Genomic DNA, 17,275 nt, shown 5'->3' with positions numbered 1-17,275 from the left:
TTCCCCCATCGCCCCGCAACCGGCCCTGGCCGTCCGCGGACGCTGCCCGAGCGCAGGCGCGGACAGGCGGACAGCGCGCGGACGCCTCGCCCCCGATGGGGACACGGCCGCTTGCGCGACACGGTGCCGCAAGCGTCACGGACGCGCCGTCTGCGGATCGCCACCGGCGCCGTCCTGCGCTAAATAAGACGGCTTTGACCCCGTTACCGGAAAGCCGATGCCCGCTCGCACCCCGAAGCCCCCGCTCCCGCCGCGACGCCTGCTGTCGCTGGCCGCCCTGCTCGCGCTCGGCCTCGCCACCGCCGCGCAGGCGGCCACGCCCGAGGCAGTGCGCTGGCAGCGCGAGGCGCAGGCCGCCACCATCACCCGCGACGACTGGGGCATCGCCCACGTGCATGGCAAGACCGATGCCGACGCGGTGTTCGGCATGGCCTACGCGCAGGCCGAGGACGACTTCAACCGCGTGGAGACCAACTACCTCAACGCGATGGGCCGCCTCGCCGAGGCCGAGGGCGAGTCCGCGATCTGGCAGGACCTGCGCATGAAACTCTTCATCGACCCGGTCGCATTGCAGCGGCTCTACGCCAGAAGCCCATCCTGGCTGCGCACGCTGATGGACGCCTGGGCCGACGGCCTCAACTTCTACCTCGCCACGCACCCGGACATGCACCCGCGCGTGATCCGCCACTTCGAGCCGTGGATGGCGCTCAGCTTCACCGAGGGCAGCATCGGCGGCGACATGGAGCGCGCCTCGCTCAAGCAGCTCGAAGCCTTCTACGGCCACGGCAAGCAGCCCGTCGCCTTCGCCGAGACGCCGTCGAGCTGGGTGGAGCCCACCGGCTCCAACGGCATCGCCATCGCGCCCGGGCTCACCGCCGACGGCCACGCGCTGCTGCTGATCAACCCGCACACCTCGTTCTTCTTCCGCTCGGAATTGCAGATGTCGAGCGACACCGGTCTCGACGTATACGGCGCGGTGACCTGGGGCCAGTTCTTCGTCTACCAGGGCTTCAACCCGCACGCCGGCTGGATGCACACCTCCACCGGCGCCGACGTGGTGGACGAGTTCGCCGAGACCATCGAGCGCAAGGACGGGCGGCTCTACTACCGCTACGGCGAGGCGCTGCGCCCGGTGGCGGAGAAGGCCATCCGCGTGCCCTACCGCGCGGCGGACGGCTCGATGGCCGCGCGCACGTTCACCACTTATGCCACCCACCACGGCCCCATCGTGCGCGAGCTGGACGGCAAGTGGATCGCGCTGGCGCTGATGAACAAGCCCATCGAGGCGCTGGAGCAGAGCTGGCTGCGCACCAAGGCCACCGACTACGCCAGCTACATGAAGGTGGCCGGGCTCAAGGCCAATTCCTCCAACAACACGCTGTTCGCCGACGACAAGGGCGAGATCGCCTACCTGCACCCGCAGTTCATCCCCCGGCGCGACGACCGCTTCGACTACACCAGGCCCGTGGACGGCAGCGACCCGGCCACCGACTGGCATGGCCTGCTGCCGCTCGACGCCGCCCCGCACCTGCTCAACCCGCCCAACGGCTGGGCCTTCAACACCAACGACTGGCCCTATTCCGTCGCCGGCCCGTACAGCCCCAGGCGCGAGGACTACCCGCGCTACATGGACAGCTTCGGCGAGAACCCGCGCGGCCTGCACGCCACGCGCGTGCTCACCGGGCAGAAGGACTTCACCCTGCCCTCGCTGATCACCGCCGCCTTCGACTCGTATCTGCCGGCCTTCGCCAGGCTGATCCCGGTGCTGGTGGCCGACTACGACGCGCTGCCCGCCGGCGATCCGCAGCGCGCCAGGCTCGCCGGCCAGATCGCCCTGCTGCGCGGCTGGGACTATCGCTGGGGCATCGCCTCCATGCCCACCTCGCTCGCCGTGTGCTGGGGCGACACCCTGTGGGACGAGGTGGCCGCCGCGGCCCGCGCCGCCCACCTCACCGTCTACGACTACATGGCCGGCCCGGCCGGCGCCAAGGCGCGGCTGGACGCACTGGCCGAAGCCTCCGGGCGCTTGCGGAAGGACTTCGGCAGCTGGGGCGTGCCCTGGGGCGAGGTCAACCGCTACCAGCGCAACGATGGCGCCATCGCGCAGCGCTTCGACGACGCCAGGCCCAGCCTGCCGGTGCCCTTCGTGTCCTCGCGCTGGGGCTCGCTCGCCTCCTTCGGCGCGCACCGCTGGCCAGGCACCCGGCGCTACTATGGCACCAGCGGCAACAGCTTCGTCGCCGTGGTCGAGTTCGGCCCCAAGGTCCGCGCCCGCGCCATCACCGCCGGCGGCGAGAGCGGCCACCCCGAATCCCCGCACTTCAACGACGAGGCCGAGCGCTACACCACCGGCAACCTGCGCACGGTGTACTTCTGGCCGGAGGAACTGGCCGGGCACGTCGAGCGCGTCTACCACCCCGGCCCCTGAGCCGGCCGCGTGGCCGCGCCCGGCCGCCGCCCCTGGCGGTAGCCGGCCTGCGAGGCGTTGGCTTAGACTCGACTGCGACCGCCACGGCCTCGCGGTCTGCGAGAACCCGGAAGACGCTCAGTACGGGACTACACGAGCCGCGCCGCGCTGAACACCGCCATGGCGGACAGCGCGCCCCACCGCACGGCGGTGGAGCAGTTCGGCGCCAGCCACCAGCGCTGGCCCGATTCACTCACGCAGCTGGGCATGGCGCCGTTCGCCGGCGATGCGAGCGTGGCCGGCATCACGCTGGGCGGCGACGGCGCATTGCTGGTGAGCTTCGCCAACCCGGCGCTGCGCGGCCATCTCTTCAAGCTGACGCCGTACGTGCGCAACGGGGCCATCCATTGGTCCTGCGGCGGCGACGTGCCGGAGAAGCTGCTGCCGCCGGCCTGCCGCGCCACCGAGTAGAGGCTGCGCCACGCGGCGGCATGGCGTGCCCAGGCTGCCGCGCGGAACACCGCGACGCGACGCTAGCCGCGCGAATGGAATATCGCCACCCGCCCCGCCGCCGGCGGCTCGGCCGCTTCCAGCCAGCGCTCTTGCGCCACGACCGGCGTGCAGGGGCCGAAGGTGCACACGCGGATGGCGCGGCGCGCGGCTTCGCGTTGCAGCGCGTCGAGCACGGCGCGCAGGATCGAGCCGGTGAACGGCGTGTAGAGGTAGAACACCGTGCCGGCGGAGAAATCCGCCGTGCGCGCGTCCTGCCGGACGAACGCGACCCTGGGCAGGTTCAAGGCTTCGGCGCAGCGCCGCGCGCATTCGACGTAGGCCGCTTCCAGCTCGACGCCGATGCAGCGGGCATCGGTGCAGAGGGCTACCAGCAGCGGCACATGGCCGAGCCCGGAGCCGAGATCGATCAACACGTCGTCGGCGGCGAGCGCGGTGCGGCGGATCAGGTCGAAGATGTGGCGCGCCGGCGTGGGCTGGTAGAACACCATCTCCGCCGCCGGCGCGGCCACCGCGTCGGGCGTGTCGAAGGGAAGGATCCCGCCCAGCCATTCGTCGAGGTAGTCGTAGCCCTCCTCGCCCGCCTGCGGATCTTCGCCGGGTGCGGGCGACCATGGCAGCAGGCGCTCCCGCCCGCGGCCGAGCCGGATGTCGCGGCGGAGGGAGTCATAGAGCCGGCGGTTGATCGCCGCCAGCCTCGCGTGGATCGCCACGGCCCGGCGGCGAAGCGCATCCCCGCCCGCCGCGGCGCCATCGGCATCGAGCCCGTCGGGGAAATACGCTTCCAGGCGGTCGAGCGCCTCGATGCGCTGGCGCAGCCGTTCCGGCTCGTCCAGGGAACCGTCCCGCTCCAGCGTTTCGACCAGGCCTCGCAGCGCGTCGGTCACTCGCCTGCCTCACCGGCGACCTGCGCGACCATGGCGCGGCGCCCGCAGCCCGAACCGGGCCGCGTCCCCGCTGTATCGGCCCGCATCGTCCGGATAACCCGCGCGGCGATGGCTCAGCTCCGGCCGGGGATGCCGAGCCCGCGCTGCACCGCCGGCCGCGCCAGCCCGCGCGCCAGCCAGGCGGCCACGTTGGCGTAGCCGTCGAACGCCACCAGCTCGCGCGCCCCGTAGAAGGTAACGAGGTTGTTCACCCAGCCGAGCGTGGCGATGTCGGCGATGCTGTAGTCCTCGCCCATGATCCAGTCGCGGCCGGCCAGGCGCTCGTCGAGCACGCCGAGCAGGCGCTTCGATTCGTCGACGTAGCGTTGCAGCGGGCGCTTGTCCTCGTACTCCCTGCCGGCGAACTTATGGAAGAAGCCGATCTGGCCGAACATCGGCCCGATCGAGGCCATCTGGAAGAACACCCACTGGATCGTCTCCCAGCGCCGCGCCGGATCGGCCGGGATGAACCGGCCCGTCTTCTCCGCCAGATAGAGCAGGATCGCGCCCGACTCGAACAGCCCCAGCGGCTTGCCGCCCGGGCCGTCCGGATCGACGATCGCGGGGATCTTGCCGTTGGGATTGAGCGAGAGGAACGCCGGCAGGTGGCTCTCGTCCTGCATGATGTCGACCAGGTGCGGCTCGTACGGCAGCCCCGTCTCCTCCAGCATGATCGAGACCTTCACGCCGTTGGGCGTGTTGAGCGAATAGAGCTGGATGCGCTCGGGATGAAGGGCCGGCCAGCGGGTGGTGATAGGGAAGGCGGACAGATCGGACACGGCGGTTCCAGCGGCGGAAAATGCGAGCAAGGTAGGCCGCCGCGCGGGATCGTTCAACACCGGTGGCGCGAAACCTCCGCCGCGCCCTCGATACCGCATGCGTCCCCTCCGCCCCGGGTTAGCGTCGAATCACGGCGATGGCATGGCCGTGGCAAGGGTGTCCGGTGCCGTGACGTGGGAGAGGTTCGAGGCGACGGTTCGGCCGGAGCGCAGAAGTGATGTCCGACGCTCCGGCCGAACCCTCATCCGCCTGCCGGCACCTTCTCCCGAGGAGAGAAGGACTTCACCTCGAGACAGTGAGGCCGAAGCCAGGCACCTGCGGAGGCCGGCCGGGATCCGACACCCGTCAGGCCCTCCGCCGACACACCGGCCACCACGCAAGCCGGCGCCTACGGCACGCCAGCCGGTCCGGCCCGCCGCACCGCGTCGACGGCCGCCGCCTCGATCAGCCGGCGCACCGACACCTTGCTGCGCTTGCCGACCTTCAGTTGGGTGAACACCTGGAGACTGGTCAGCACGAAGAGCAGATCGACCAGGTCGCGCGCGTCCCTGGCGCGTACTTCGCCGCGCTCGACCAGGCGCTCGACCAGCGCCGCGAAGGTTCCGCGTCGCCGTTCGTTGCGGGCGCCGAGGCTTTCCGCGAACTCCGCATCGCCCGAGGCCGCGCCGTGCAGGCCGGCCAGCGAATCCAGGTCCGCACCCCAGAAGTCGCAGAAGATGCCGACCAGCCGGCGCAGGCCCGCGTGCGGGTCATCGTCCGCCATGGCGTCGCGGATGCGGTGCAGCCCGCCGCGCGCGGCCAGTTCGTCGAACACGGCCTCCAGCAGCGCGCGGCGCGAGCCGAACTGGTTGTATACCGTCAGCCGCGTTACGCCCGCCGCCTTGCCCACCGATTCCAGCGAGAACCCCGCCACGCCGGCCTCGCGCAGCAGCTCCGTCGCCGCGGCGAGAATGCGCGCGCGCGTCTGCCCGGCCGCCTCCGCGCGCGCGGCGCTGCGATACGTCCGCGTGCTCATCTTGTACGCCGCCAAATTTCACTATACATTTTGTATACCAAATAAAACCCGGGTGAGGCTGTCATGCAAACCTTGCTGGTCTTCCTCATTGTGCTGCACGTGCTCACCGGCGTGTTCTGGGCCGGCACCACCTTCGTGCTCGCGCGTACCGCCGGCGCCAACGCCGAGCGGCTGGCCTACCCGCAGTTCGGCGCCGCGGTGGCGACATTGGCCATGGGCGTCGCCGTCTGGGCCCTGTCGCTGCGCGGCGTCCCGGCCGTGCCTTCGACCCGCGTGCTGGGCGCCGCCGTACTGTGCGCCCTGCTCGCCGCCCTCGTGCAGGGGTTCGCCCTGCCCGCGGTGCGCCGGCTCCGCGACGCGGACGCGCCGCGCCGGCGCATCGCCGTCAGCCAGCGCGTGGCGGCGGTGCTGCTCGCCGCCACGGTGGCGGGCATGGCGCTGTGGGGGCACGTGTAGGGGCGGCCCCGCCGCCGCGGCGCAGGCCCGCACCGGACTCATGCGGAGGCGGATTGATGCGATCATGGCGAATGACCGCCTTCAGCACGCTCCCGCTCAAGCCCGCCCTGCTCGCCAGCCTCGCCGCGCACGGCTACGACGCCATGACCCCGGTGCAGGCGCAGAGCCTGCCGCCGATGCTGCAAGGCCGCGACGTGATCGCCCAGGCCCGCACCGGCAGCGGCAAGACCGCCGCCTTCGGCCTCGGCCTGCTGCAGGCGCTGGATGCGGACACGACCCGGCTGCAGGCGCTGGTGCTGTGCCCCACGCGCGAACTGGCCGACCAGGTGAGCAAGGCGATCCGCAAGCTCGCCGCCAACATCCCCAACGTGAAGCTGCTGACCCTGTGCGGCGGCATGCCGCTGGGGCCGCAGCTGGCCTCGCTGGCGCACGACCCGCACATCGTGGTGGGCACGCCCGGCCGCGTGCAGGAACACTTAAAGCGCGGCAGCCTGCACGGCGGCGGCATCAAGGTGCTGGTGCTCGACGAGGCCGACCGCATGCTGGACATGGGTTTCAGCGAGGCCATCGACGACATCGTGGGCCGCATCGCCAAGCACCATCAGACGCTGCTGTTCTCGGCCACCTACCCGGAGGCGATCCGCGCGGTCAGCCGACGCCTGCAGCGCGAGCCGGTCGAGATCACGGTGGGGGCACCGGCCGAGACGAAGCCGGCGATCGATCAGCAGTTCATCGAGGTGGAGCCGGCGCAGAAGGCCGACGCCCTGGCCCAGCTGCTCGCCGGCGAGCGCGGCCCCGATCTACGACAAGGTGGTGCGCTGGTGTTCTGCAACATGCGCCGCGACGTGGACGCGGTGGCGCAGGAGCTGGACCGCCGCGGCTTCTCCGCCCTCGCCCTGCACGGCGACATGGAGCAGCGCGACCGCGACGAGGTGCTGGTGCGCTTCGCCAACCGCAGCTGCGCCGTGCTGGTGGCCACCGACGTCGCCGCGCGCGGGCTCGACATCGCCGCGCTGCCGCTGGTGCTCAGCTACGACATCGCGCACGACCCGGACACCCACACCCACCGCATCGGCCGCACCGGCCGCGCCGGGCAATCGGGCCTGGCGATCACCCTGTGCACGCCGCGCGAGCGGCCCAAGGCCGCCAACATCGAGCAAGTGCTGGGCGAGCCGCTGCCGTGGCGGGCGCTCAAGCTCGCGCAGCCGCGCGGCAAGACGCTCAACCTCGCCCCGATGAAGACCCTGGTGATCGACGCCGGCCGCCAGGACAAGCTCCGCCCCGGCGACATCCTCGGCGCGCTCACCGGCGAGGCCGGGCTTAGCGCCGGCGACATCGGCAAGATCGACGTGTTCGCCACCCGCGCCTACGTGGCGATCGCCCGGGCGCTGGCGAACAAGGCACTGGAGCGCCTGCGCGCGGGCAAGATCAAGGGGCGCAACTTCCGCGTGCGGGCTTTGGGCTGAGCGTCCTCACGCGGGGGCCGCGACGAACGCGAAGGCCACGGCAAGTCAGCGGCGCGGGCGGCACACGGCACCGGCCGGCAACCGCCGCCTGAAGCGCTAGTGCCGCTTGAAGAACTGCACCTCGCGCTCGTGCTTCTCGGCGGCCTCGCGCGTGGGGAAGGTGCCGAGATTGCGGCGCTTGCCGGTGTCCGGGTCCTTCTTGCGCGAGTAGAGGCGGTAGGCGCCCGACTTCAGTTTCCGGATCATCACGACGACCTCCGGGGCGCACTCTCGCATCCTGGCGGTCGTCGGAAAGTGATCGCGCCGGGCCGCCTGCGCCGCCCTATTTCTCCAGCGCCCGCGGCGTGTAGAGCGTGACGCCGCCGTCGATGCGAACCTGCCGCTCCAGGAACAGCGAGGCCGACGCCGGCCCCTGCGGCTGATCGGTGTTGTTGATGGCGTACCAGTAGCAGTTCGCCATGCTGTGGTTGCCGTCGGTGGTGAGGTACTCGGCGGTGAAATCCACCGGCGTGCCGACGTGCTGGTAGACGGTGGAACCAAGCAGCGGCGGCGGCACGTCGGGCACCACGTCCTCGGTATTCACCACGCGGAAGGTCGGCGCCGCCACGCTCCAGTTCATGCCGTAGGCGAAGCCGGGGTCGCCCACCCGCGGGCTGGCGAAGTTGTAGTGCACGTAGCTGCGGCGGCTGCCGGGCGGGATCGCCGAGTTGGTCGCCACGTCGGGCACCGCCAGCGAGGACAGCGCCGCGCCCATGCTGTGCCCGGTAAAGAACAGCCGGGTCACCGGCCCGATCGCCTTCAGCTGCGTCAGCAGCGCCTCGCGGAGGGTCGCGTAGACGTTGTACCAGCCCACCTGCACGTTGCCGAAGCCGGTGGCCACCAGCGTGTAGGCCGTCTGGTCCACCTCCGCATCGATGACCGCGTCGACCGAGGTCATGGTGCCGCGGAACACCACCAGCGCATTGCCGGTGCCGTCCCAGGCGACGAAGCCGAACGGCTCCGGATATTTCTCCCACAGCACGGTCACCGTGCCCCACAGCGGCGCGCTATAGGTAAAGCCGTTGAGCCCGTTCGGCGTCCAGCTGAAACCCGACTGCGACGGGGAGCCCTGCTGCACCCATTGGTTGAACTGGTCGTACGCCGTCAGCACCAGCGAGGCGCAGACGCCCGCCTCGTCCAGTACGAAATCCGGCGGGAAATACATCGGCAGGCTCTGCGACGGCGTGGTGCTCATGGGCGTCTCCTTGCGCTCCGGGTGGCGCGCCGATGCTGTCACAGCGGCACGGCGCCACGGGCGCGCTGGATCACAGATTCAGGCGGGTTCATGCAAGGCCGGCCCGCCGGGGCGGGCGGCTGCGGCAGGCCGGCCCGCCGCGGCATGACGGGCCTGCCGCAGCCGTCGTCACGCCGCCTCTGCCACGCCCGGCCCGGCAGGCGTAGCGGGCGCCGCGCTCCGCATGCGTCCCTGAACGGCCCCGGCCCATGTCGATCCCGTCGCCGCCCGTTCGTCGTCTCCATGGAGGTGCCCACCGCGGGCGCGCTCCCAGGCTAAAGAGGAGAAAGTCATGTCCTACATCGACGGCTTTGTGATGGCGGTGCCGACCGCCAACAAGCAGCAGTTCATCCAGCACGCCAACAGCGGCGACTCGGTCTTCGTCGAGTACGGCGCCACCCGCGTCCTGGAGTGCTGGGGCGACGACGTCCCCGACGGCAAGCTCACCGACTTCCACCGCGCCGTGCAGGCGAAGAACGACGAGACGGTGGTGTTCTCGTGGATCGAGTGGCCGGACAAAGCCACCCGCGACACCGGCATGCAAAAGGCCATGAAGGACGAGCGCCTCAATCCGCAAGACAACCCCATGCCCTTCGACGGCAAGCGGATGATCTTCGGCGGCTTCGCGCCGGTGGTGGAGGTGGGACAAAAGAAAACCTGAGCGGCGTTCGGCCGCCATAGCCCTGCCGGGCTCGACTCGCCTCCGCAACACATGCGTCGTGCACCACGTCTCTCGGCCAAACTGCGCGTTCACGACGACCGCCAGGCAGGTCCAATCGGGTGCGCCCCCCGGCCAGGCCGGCCAGGCCGGGGGCGGTGCTGATCTGCGGCTGCTTACAAGGCGAAATCAGGGGAGGCGTTGGCCTGCGCAGAGGTTGGTCTGGCCGCGCAGCGGTTCGTGCCGCGTCGTCGATCCGTCGTTGCAGAGCATCGGCTCGAAGACGGGGATCGCATGCCTGCATCGCAGGCATCCCGCGGTCAGGTGCGTTTCTTGGCCGACAGGTACACCAGCCCTTTCTCGCGTTTCCCCACTGCAATCACCGTCACGACCACTACCCTATCGTCGACCCGATAGACGAGCCGGCAGCCGGCCGTGCGCAGCTTGATCTTGTAGCAATCCGGCAGGCCATGCAGCCGGGCCGCCGGCACATGCGGGCGTTCCAGACGCTCGGCAAGCTTGCTCTTGAACTGGTCGCGGACGACGGGCGAGAGCTTGCGCCATTCCTTGAGCGCGGAAGCCACGAACTCCAGGCTATAGGTCATCGAGCTTGACCTTGACCCGGCGCTCCTTCGCACGGGCCCGGACCAGTTCGGCAAGCTCCAGGTCTTCGAGCCGCTCCAGCAGCCGCTTGTAGGTGGCGGCGGGCACCAGGTAGGCACTGGGCTTGTTGTGCACGAGCACGGCCACCGATTCGCCCTCGGCGGCCTCGATCACGGCACTGGGATTACGCTTGAGCTCGGTGATGCTGATGCTGTTGGGGGCCAGGATGGCTTCCATGATCGTCTCCAAATTCAGAGCCAATCATGGAGCCTTATTTCGTCCAAGACAAGAAGCCGGCAGCGCACCATTCATCCCGCTCAGGCCATCGGCAACTTCACCCCCTGCTCCTTCGCGCACTCCACCGCGACCTCATACCCCGCATCCGCATGCCGCATCACCCCGGTGGCGGGGTCGTTCCACAGCACCCGCTCGATGCGCCGGTCCGCCGCCTCGCTGCCGTCGCAGACGATCACCACGCCGGCGTGCTGGCTGTAGCCCATGCCTACGCCGCCGCCATGGTGGAAGCTGACCCAGGTAGCGCCGCTGGCGGTATTGAGCAGGGCATTGAGGAGGGGCCAGTCGGAGACGGCGTCGGAGCCGTCCCGCATGGCCTCGGTCTCGCGGTTGGGCGAGGCGACGGAGCCGGAGTCGAGGTGGTCGCGGCCGATCACGATGGGTGCCTTCAGCTCGCCCTTGCGCACCATCTCGTTGAAGGCGAGGCCGAGCTTGTGGCGCTGCCCCAGCCCCACCCAGCAGATGCGCGCGGGCAGGCCCTGGAAGCTGATGCGCTGCTCGGCCATGTCGAGCCAGCGGTGCAGGTGCGGATCGTCCGGGATCAGTTCCTTCACCTTGGCGTCGGTCTTCAGGATGTCCTGCGGGTCGCCGGAGAGCGCCACCCAGCGGAACGGGCCGATGCCGCGGCAGAACAGCGGGCGCACGAAGGCGGGCACGAAGCCGGGGAAGTCGAAGGCATTGGCGCAGCCTTCGTCCTTGGCCATCTGGCGGATGTTGTTGCCGTAGTCGAAGGTGGGGATGCCCTGGGCATGGAAGGCCAGCATCGCTTCCACGTGTTTACGCATGGACTGCTTGGCGGCCCGGGCCGTGCCGGCCGGGTCGCCCTTGCGGCGCTCGAACCATTCCTCCACCGTCCAGCCGGCCGGCAGGTAGCCGTTGACCGGGTCGTGCGCGCTGGTCTGGTCGGTGACGGCATCGGGCTTGACGCCGCGGCGCACGAGTTCCGGCAGCACCTCGGCGGCGTTGCCGAGCAGCGCGATGGACCTGGCCTCGCCGGCCGCGGTGTAGCGCGCGATACGGGCCAGCGCGTCGTCGAGGTCGCCGGCCTGCTCGTCCACGTAGCGGGTCTTCAGGCGGAAATCGATGCGGCTCTGCTGGCACTCGACAGTGAGCGAACACGCGCCGGCCAGCGACGCCGCCAGCGGCTGCGCGCCGCCCATGCCGCCGAGGCCGGCCGTCAAAATCCACCTGCCCTTGAGGCTGCCGCCGTAGTGCTGGCGCCCCATCTCCACGAAGGTCTCGTAGGTGCCCTGCACGATGCCCTGCGAGCCGATGTAGATCCACGAGCCGGCCGTCATCTGGCCGTACATCATCAGGCCCTTGCGGTCGAGCTCGTTGAAGTGCTCCCAGTTGGCCCAGGCCGGCACCAGGTTGGAGTTGGCGATCAGCACGCGCGGCGCATCCGCATGGGTGCGGAACACGCCGACCGGCTTGCCGGACTGCACCAGCAGGGTTTCCTCCTCGCCCAGCTCGCGCAGGCTGCGCAGGATGGCGTCGAAGCATTCCCAGTTGCGCGCGGCGCGGCCGATGCCGCCGTACACCACCAGCTCCGCCGGGTTCTCCGCCACCTCGGGGTCGAGGTTGTTCTGGATCATGCGGAACGGCGCCTCGGTGAGCCAGCTCTTGCAGCTCAGCTCGCCGCCACGCGGGGCGCGGATGACGCGGGAGGTATCGATGCGGGTCGGCGCGTTCATGATGCGATCCTGCCTGGCGGTGGAAACCCGATTGTGGCGAGGCGCCGAAGGCCCCGCAAACGGCACTGCCGCATTGCCGCATGGCCGCCGTGCACGTCATCACCCAAATCGGGGTTGGCCTGCCGCGGCGGCTGACGCATCATCACTCGTGCACGATGCAACGCTCTCAACCGGATCGGGGTGACACGATGACGACCAGGGTGCTGACCCTCGACCTGCACGACGCCGAACGCAACGGCGTATACCCGGTGGCGCCGGACGACCCCGCCACCCTGATCGCCGACGCCGCGCGCGCCGGCCTGCACCAGTTCCACCTGGACCTCGCCGGCTGCCGCACCAAGCCCGCGCTGCTGCGCGAGCTGGCGACGGCGCTGGAACTGCCGCCCGGCTTCGGCCACAACTGGGACGCACTGTCGGACAGCCTGCGCGACCTCGGCTGGCTGCCCGCGCCCGGCTATGCGCTGCTGTTCGATCACGCCAACGAGCTGCGCCGCGCCGCGCCGCGCGACTACGCGACCCTGCACGAGGTGCTGACCGAGGCCGCCGCCGCGTGGCGCGTGCGCGGGGTGCCGTTCTTCGCGTTCCTGGAGGCGCCGGACAGTTCCACCCGGGATACGGCGATCGACGCCTGAGCATCCGCCGCTTCGCCGCAGCGCGTCGGGCGCGGCCCGCATCCATGTCCGAAAACGGCGAGTCGCCCGCACGGGGCGGTGCTAGCCTGCGGGTATGGACACCACCGCCACGCCCGACCTGCCCGATCCGCGCACCTGCGAGCAGGCCCGCCTGAGCCGCGATGCGCGCTTCGACGGCCTGTTCTTCACCGCCGTCACCAGCACCGGGATCTACTGCCGCCCGGTGTGCCCGGCGCCCTCGCCCAAGCCGCGCAACGTGCGCTACTACGCCAGCGCCGCGGCGGCGGAAGCGGCGGGCTTCCGCCCCTGCCTGCGCTGCCGGCCGGAGCTGGCGCCGGGCAACGCCGCATGGCGGCACGGCGAGCACGTGGTGGCGCGGGCACTCACGCTGATCGACGAAGGGCTGCTGGCGGAACAGCCGCTGGACACGCTGGCCGCGCGCGTCGGCGTCGGCGCGCGCCAGCTGCGGCGGTTGTTCGTGGAACACCTCGGCGCGCCGCCGATCGACGTGCACACCACGCGCCGCCTGCTGTTCGCCAAGCAGCTGCTCACCGAGACCGCGCTGCCGGTGACCGAGGTGGCGCTGGCTTCGGGCTTCCGCAGCCTGCGCCGCTTCCATGCTGCTTTCGCGCAGGCCAACCGCATCCCGCCGCGCGAGCTGCGGCGCACGCCGCATGCCGCCACCGGCGATGCGCTGGTGCTGCGGCTGGGCTATCGCCCGCCGTACGACTTCGCGGCGCTGCTCGCCTTCCTGCGCAACCGCGCGCTGCCCGGCGTCGAATCCGTGGACGAGCACGGCTACGCGCGCGTGTTCGGCCCGGCCGAAGCGCCCGGCTGGCTGCACCTAACCGCCTGGCCGAACGGCGAGCACGCGCTGAAGCTGGCACTGCACGGTGCCTCGCCGGCGCAACTGCTGCCGGTGGTGACGCGGCTGCGGCGCATGTTCGACCTGGACGCGGACCCACAGGCCATCGCCGGCGTACTCGGCGCCGCGCCCGCGCTGAAGCCGCTGCTGCGCCAACATCCTGGCCAGCGCCTGCCGGGCGGCTGGGACGGCTTCGAGATCGCCGTGCGCGCCGTGCTCGGCCAGCAGGTGAGCGTGGCCGCGGCGCGCACGCTGGCCTCGCGCATCGTCCATCGCTACGGCCAGCCGCTGGCGGCGCCCGCGGCGGCGGGGCTGGAGCGGCTGTTTCCCACGCCCGAGCGCCTGGCCGAGGCGGACCTGCGCGAAGTCGGCGTGACCACGGCGCGCGCCGCCACCCTCCGCGGCATCGCGCAGGCGCTGCTGGACGGGCGTATCGACTTCCGCGCCGAGCAGCCGCTGGACGCCTTCGTCGCGCACTGGGTCGCCCTGCCCGGCATCGGCGAGTGGACCGCGCACTACATGGCGATGCGCGCGCTCGGCCACCCCGACGCTTTCCCCGCCGCCGACCTGATCCTGCGCCGCGCCGCCGGCCAGGGCACCGCGCTGAGCACCAGGGCGCTCGCCGCGCTGGCCGAAGCCTGGCGGCCGTGGCGCGCCTACGCGGTGATGCACCTGTGGCGCAGCGTCGCCGCGGCGCCCAGGCCGGAGCCGAAGCAGAGCAAGGCTGCGCAAAGCGCAGCGCGGAGCCCGCAATGACCGACGGCCCCCTCTACTACGACGACCTCCCCACACCGATCGGCCGCCTGCGTCTGGTCGCCGACGCGCAGGGCCTGCGCGAGGTGTGGTTCGAACGCGGCCGCCACCAGCGCGCCCCCGAGCCCGCATGGGTACGCTCGCCCGAGGCGCTCGCCTTCGCCCGCGTGCAGCTGGAGGATTACTTCGCCGGCACGCGGCAGCACTTCGAGCTGCCGCTCCATCCGCTCGGCACGCCGTTCCAGCTCGCCGTGTGGCGGGAGCTGGCGCACATCCCCTACGGCGCCACCATCAGCTACGCCGAACTCGCCCGCCGCATCGGCCAGCCGCAAGCGGTGCGCGCCGTGGGCGCCGCCAACGGACGCAACCCGCTGCCGATCGTGCTGCCCTGCCATCGCGTGATCGGCAGCGACGGCAGCCTCACCGGCTTCGGCGGCGGCCTGCCGACCAAGCGCTTCCTGCTGTCGCTGGAGGATGGCGTGGCGCGGGGCGACCTGTTCGGCATGCCGGGGGAGACGGTGGCCCGGCGCTGACTGATGGGCGCTGCTTGGGCGAGCGTGGGCGCTGGATGGCGTACCGACACGTTGTACCGGCCAGACGGGCCCAGCTTGTCAGGAGCCGAAGCGGCCGGCAGGAAGCGGGCGGCGCAAGTCTTCGACAGCGATGAGCGCGCGCGGGAGTCGGCCGAGCCGCCTCGCTTCGCAAAACCGCCGAACGAAGCCGATCCGGAACCGCCGCTTGGAACCTCACGGCCAGAGGCAACGCTCGCTCGAAACAGGCGATGCCGCAACACGGCCCGCGCCTCACGCCGCAGGCCGAGCCCATCTGTAACGCTTCCCCGCACGCGCCGGCTGAGCAAGGCAAGGGCGCAGCATCGAGTACGCGCCAAGCATCCCGCATGCGCCTTGCCTTCTCTCCCCCCGGGAAGAGGGCCGCGATGAGGGATGAGCGCTCGCGAAACGAAGTGGCTATGCGCGAGGGTTCTCGAACCCTCACCCGCCGCTGCGGCTCGCGGCGGGCGGCTGCGTGGCGCGGTACGGCGCCGGACGCGGCGTGGTGCCGTACCAGTAGCGGTCGACGGCGTCCTGCTGGCGGGCGCGATAGAGATCGCGCTGCGCCTGCTCGGCCTGGTCCAGCCGCTGCATCTGGGCCGGATCGTTGGCGTTGGCGCGGCGCGCGGCATCGCTGGTTCGCTGGCGGATCTGTTCTTCCACCTGGTTCTTCTGCAACTGGTCGCGCACCTGCTGCTGCCGCACCACCTGCTGGTAATGCACCGGCGGCGCCGCGGGCATTGCCACCGGCGCGGGCTTGGGGGCACTGCTTTGCGCCATCGCCGCGCACGGCGCGCCGGCCAGCAGCGCGGCGCCTGCGGCGATGAGGAAGGTGCGGGGAAAGCCAAGAGATGTAATGGTCATATCTCTGCGCAATGATGTGAGGCTTGTGTGTTGATCGTAAGAGTCGCTGCATGAAAATCCCGTTTCGCCTGCTGTGCTGCCTCGCCCTCGCATTCAGTGCCGGTTGCGCCACCCAGCGCCCCGCCGTCGCCCCCGCTGCATCGCAGGCCGCTCCCTCGCCGCTGCTGCTGATCTCCATCGACGGCTACCGCGCGGACTACCTGCAACGCGGCCTCAGCCCCACGCTCGAACAGCTCGCCCGCGACGGCGTGCGCGCCGTGGGCATGCAGCCCTCGTTCCCCTCGCTCACCTTCCCCAACCACTACACCCTGGTCACCGGCCTGCGGCCCGACCATCACGGCATCGTCAACAACACCATGCTGGACCCGCAGCTCGGCAAGTTCACGCTGTCCAACCGCAAGGCCGTCAGCGACGGCCGCTGGTGGAGCGAGGCCACGCCGCTGTGGGAGACCGCCGACCAGCACGGCGTGCGCACCGCCACCATGTTCTGGCCCGGCACCGAGGCGGACATCCACGGCCGCCATCCGGACCAGTGGCTGCCCTACAACGGCGCGCTCACCCCGAACCAGCGCGTGGACCAGGTGCTGGCCTGGCTGGACCAGCCGCAGCGCCCCGGCTTCCTCACCCTCTACTTCGACGGCGTGGACCACGCCGGCCACACCTACGGCCCGGATACGCCCGAGGTGAACGACGCCCTGCGCGAGACCGACGCCGCCCTCGCCCGGCTGGTCGAGGGCCTGCGCCGGCGCGGCCTGATCGACCGCATCAACGTGATCGTGCTGGCCGACCACGGCATGGCGCCGGTGCCGCAGGCCAACAGCGTGCTGATCGACAAGCTGGTGCCACTCGACGACGTGCAGACGGTGGGCTTCGGCGTGCTGGCCGGCTTCAACCCCAAGCCCGGCAAGGATTTCGCCGCCATCGAACGCAAGCTCGAGGCGCCGCAGCAGCACATGCAGTGCTGGGACAAGACCCGCGTGCCCGTGCGCCTGGCCTACGGCCACAACCCGCGCGTGCCGCAGCTGCTGTGCCTGGCCGACGTGGGCTGGCGCATCACCACCACGGCGTTCCTGGCGCAGAAGCACGGCACGGTCAGCCTGGGCGAGCACGGCTACGACAATATCGACCCGCGCATGCAGGCGCTGTTCGTGGCGCATGGCCCGGCTTTCGAGCGGGGCGTGGTGGTGAAGCCGTTCGCCAATGTGGACGTCTATCCGCTGATGGCACACCTGCTGAACCTGCCGCCGGCCGCCAACGATGGCGACTATGGCGCGGTGAGGGGCATGCTGCGGCCGGAGGCGCGCTGAGACGCCTCGCTCTGCCTTTATCTTTTCTCCCTCTCCCCGGTGGGGAGAGGGTTGGGGTGAGGGGCGGGTGTTCGCGGGAACCTGGCTCGCGCCGTAGTTTTTGCTCGTCGTTCCGGCGCGAGTCACCCGGCGCCTCACGCCTTGGTTGAAGCGAGGCGTCATTGCGATCTGGCCGGCCGTTGGCCGGAGGTTTCGCTCCCCTGCCGGGGAGCGAGTTACTT

The 17,275-nt window shown here is 71.0% G+C and carries 18 protein-coding genes; 9 read left to right on the top strand and 9 right to left on the bottom strand.

The window, feature by feature from the left end; all coding sequences use genetic code 11:
- Window positions 1-217: 217 nt before the first annotated feature.
- Window positions 218-2,428, top strand: a complete 2,211-nt coding sequence (locus tag ACH65_RS11650) for a penicillin acylase family protein (protein WP_082190283.1) — start codon at window positions 218-220, stop codon at window positions 2,426-2,428.
- 72 nt (window positions 2,429-2,500) lie between these two features.
- Window positions 2,501-2,878 carry a pilin gene (locus ACH65_RS11645; RefSeq protein WP_336884809.1) on the top strand — a complete coding sequence of 126 codons (378 nt, stop codon included), beginning with the start codon at window positions 2,501-2,503 and terminating at the stop codon, window positions 2,876-2,878.
- Window positions 2,879-2,940: 62 nt separating this feature from the next.
- On the opposite strand, the gene ACH65_RS11640 is transcribed toward ACH65_RS11645, so the two are convergent.
- The 3 genes from ACH65_RS11640 to ACH65_RS11630 all read right to left on the bottom strand — a co-directional run bounded on the left by ACH65_RS11640 (window position 2,941) and on the right by ACH65_RS11630 (window position 5,638).
- A complete protein-coding gene (locus tag ACH65_RS11640) occupies window positions 2,941-3,804 on the bottom strand; it encodes a methyltransferase domain-containing protein (protein ID WP_049622770.1) in 864 nt (287 codons plus the stop codon).
- 113 nt (window positions 3,805-3,917) lie between these two features.
- Entirely contained in the window at window positions 3,918-4,622 is a 705-nt protein-coding gene (locus ACH65_RS11635; protein WP_049622769.1) for a glutathione S-transferase N-terminal domain-containing protein, read from the bottom strand.
- Window positions 4,623-5,011: 389 nt separating this feature from the next.
- Entirely contained in the window at window positions 5,012-5,638 is a 627-nt protein-coding gene (locus ACH65_RS11630; RefSeq protein WP_049622768.1) for a TetR/AcrR family transcriptional regulator, read from the bottom strand.
- Window positions 5,639-5,701: 63 nt separating this feature from the next.
- Between ACH65_RS11630 and ACH65_RS11625 the strand changes: the two genes are divergently transcribed.
- Window positions 5,702-6,094 (top strand): hypothetical protein, encoded by a 393-nt coding sequence (locus tag ACH65_RS11625; protein ID WP_049622767.1) that lies wholly within the window; start codon window positions 5,702-5,704, stop codon window positions 6,092-6,094.
- A gap of 71 nt (window positions 6,095-6,165) precedes the next feature.
- On the top strand, window positions 6,166-7,560 hold the full coding sequence (gene dbpA / locus ACH65_RS11620) for an ATP-dependent RNA helicase DbpA (RefSeq protein WP_049622766.1): 1,395 nt from the start codon (window positions 6,166-6,168) through the stop codon (window positions 7,558-7,560).
- Window positions 7,561-7,656: 96 nt separating this feature from the next.
- Here the strand turns inward: dbpA and ACH65_RS20575 are convergent, their stop codons facing one another.
- A complete protein-coding gene (locus tag ACH65_RS20575) occupies window positions 7,657-7,806 on the bottom strand; it encodes a hypothetical protein (RefSeq protein WP_153242575.1) in 150 nt (49 codons plus the stop codon).
- A gap of 76 nt (window positions 7,807-7,882) precedes the next feature.
- Window positions 7,883-8,794 carry a lipase family protein gene (locus ACH65_RS11615; protein ID WP_049622765.1) on the bottom strand — a complete coding sequence of 304 codons (912 nt, stop codon included), beginning with the start codon at window positions 8,792-8,794 and terminating at the stop codon, window positions 7,883-7,885.
- Between the two features lie 331 nt (window positions 8,795-9,125).
- Between ACH65_RS11615 and ACH65_RS11610 the strand changes: the two genes are divergently transcribed.
- On the top strand, window positions 9,126-9,494 hold the full coding sequence (locus ACH65_RS11610; RefSeq protein WP_049622764.1) for a DUF1428 domain-containing protein: 369 nt from the start codon (window positions 9,126-9,128) through the stop codon (window positions 9,492-9,494).
- A gap of 317 nt (window positions 9,495-9,811) precedes the next feature.
- Here ACH65_RS11610 and ACH65_RS11605 read toward each other — a convergent pair whose 3' ends face one another.
- The 3 genes from ACH65_RS11605 to hutU form a co-directional block, all read right to left on the bottom strand.
- On the bottom strand, window positions 9,812-10,096 hold the full coding sequence (locus ACH65_RS11605) for a type II toxin-antitoxin system RelE family toxin (RefSeq protein WP_049622763.1): 285 nt from the start codon (window positions 10,094-10,096) through the stop codon (window positions 9,812-9,814).
- The gene (locus tag ACH65_RS11600; RefSeq protein WP_049622762.1) at window positions 10,086-10,331 is read right to left on the bottom strand and encodes a type II toxin-antitoxin system prevent-host-death family antitoxin; all 246 of its coding nucleotides are present in this window, start codon (window positions 10,329-10,331) and stop codon (window positions 10,086-10,088) included. Before ACH65_RS11600 ends, ACH65_RS11605 begins: the two co-directional genes overlap by 11 nt.
- An 80-nt stretch (window positions 10,332-10,411) precedes the next feature.
- On the bottom strand, window positions 10,412-12,082 hold the full coding sequence (gene hutU, locus ACH65_RS11595) for a urocanate hydratase (RefSeq protein ID WP_049622761.1): 1,671 nt from the start codon (window positions 12,080-12,082) through the stop codon (window positions 10,412-10,414).
- 188 nt (window positions 12,083-12,270) lie between these two features.
- Between hutU and ACH65_RS11590 the strand changes: the two genes are divergently transcribed.
- The 3 genes from ACH65_RS11590 (at window position 12,271) to ACH65_RS11580 (ending at window position 14,865) form a co-directional block, all read left to right on the top strand.
- Window positions 12,271-12,714 (top strand): barstar family protein, encoded by a 444-nt coding sequence (locus ACH65_RS11590; protein ID WP_049622760.1) that lies wholly within the window; start codon window positions 12,271-12,273, stop codon window positions 12,712-12,714.
- A 94-nt stretch (window positions 12,715-12,808) separates the two neighbouring features.
- Complete coding sequence (locus tag ACH65_RS11585) at window positions 12,809-14,335, top strand: DNA-3-methyladenine glycosylase 2 family protein (RefSeq protein ID WP_049622759.1); 1,527 nt, start codon at window positions 12,809-12,811, stop codon at window positions 14,333-14,335.
- Window positions 14,332-14,865, top strand: coding sequence for a methylated-DNA--[protein]-cysteine S-methyltransferase (locus tag ACH65_RS11580; RefSeq protein ID WP_049622758.1), 534 nt, complete (start codon window positions 14,332-14,334; stop codon window positions 14,863-14,865). Before ACH65_RS11585 ends, ACH65_RS11580 begins: the two co-directional genes overlap by 4 nt.
- 459 nt (window positions 14,866-15,324) lie before the next feature.
- On the opposite strand, the gene ACH65_RS11575 is transcribed toward ACH65_RS11580, so the two are convergent.
- A complete protein-coding gene (locus ACH65_RS11575; RefSeq protein ID WP_064504850.1) occupies window positions 15,325-15,747 on the bottom strand; it encodes a hypothetical protein in 423 nt (140 codons plus the stop codon).
- A gap of 50 nt (window positions 15,748-15,797) precedes the next feature.
- Here ACH65_RS11575 and ACH65_RS11570 point away from each other — a divergent pair, with 50 nt between their 5' ends.
- Window positions 15,798-17,054: an alkaline phosphatase family protein gene (locus tag ACH65_RS11570; protein ID WP_049622756.1), complete on the top strand. Its 1,257-nt coding sequence runs from the start codon at window positions 15,798-15,800 to the stop codon at window positions 17,052-17,054.
- Window positions 17,055-17,275: the final 221 nt, after the last annotated feature.

This window comes from Frateuria defendens (genome assembly GCF_001182895.1).
Taxonomy (GTDB): Bacteria; Pseudomonadota; Gammaproteobacteria; order Xanthomonadales; family Rhodanobacteraceae; genus Frateuria_B; species Frateuria_B defendens.
The sequence above is the reverse complement of the archived record's forward strand: the minus strand, read 5'-3'. Positions and strand labels throughout refer to the sequence as shown.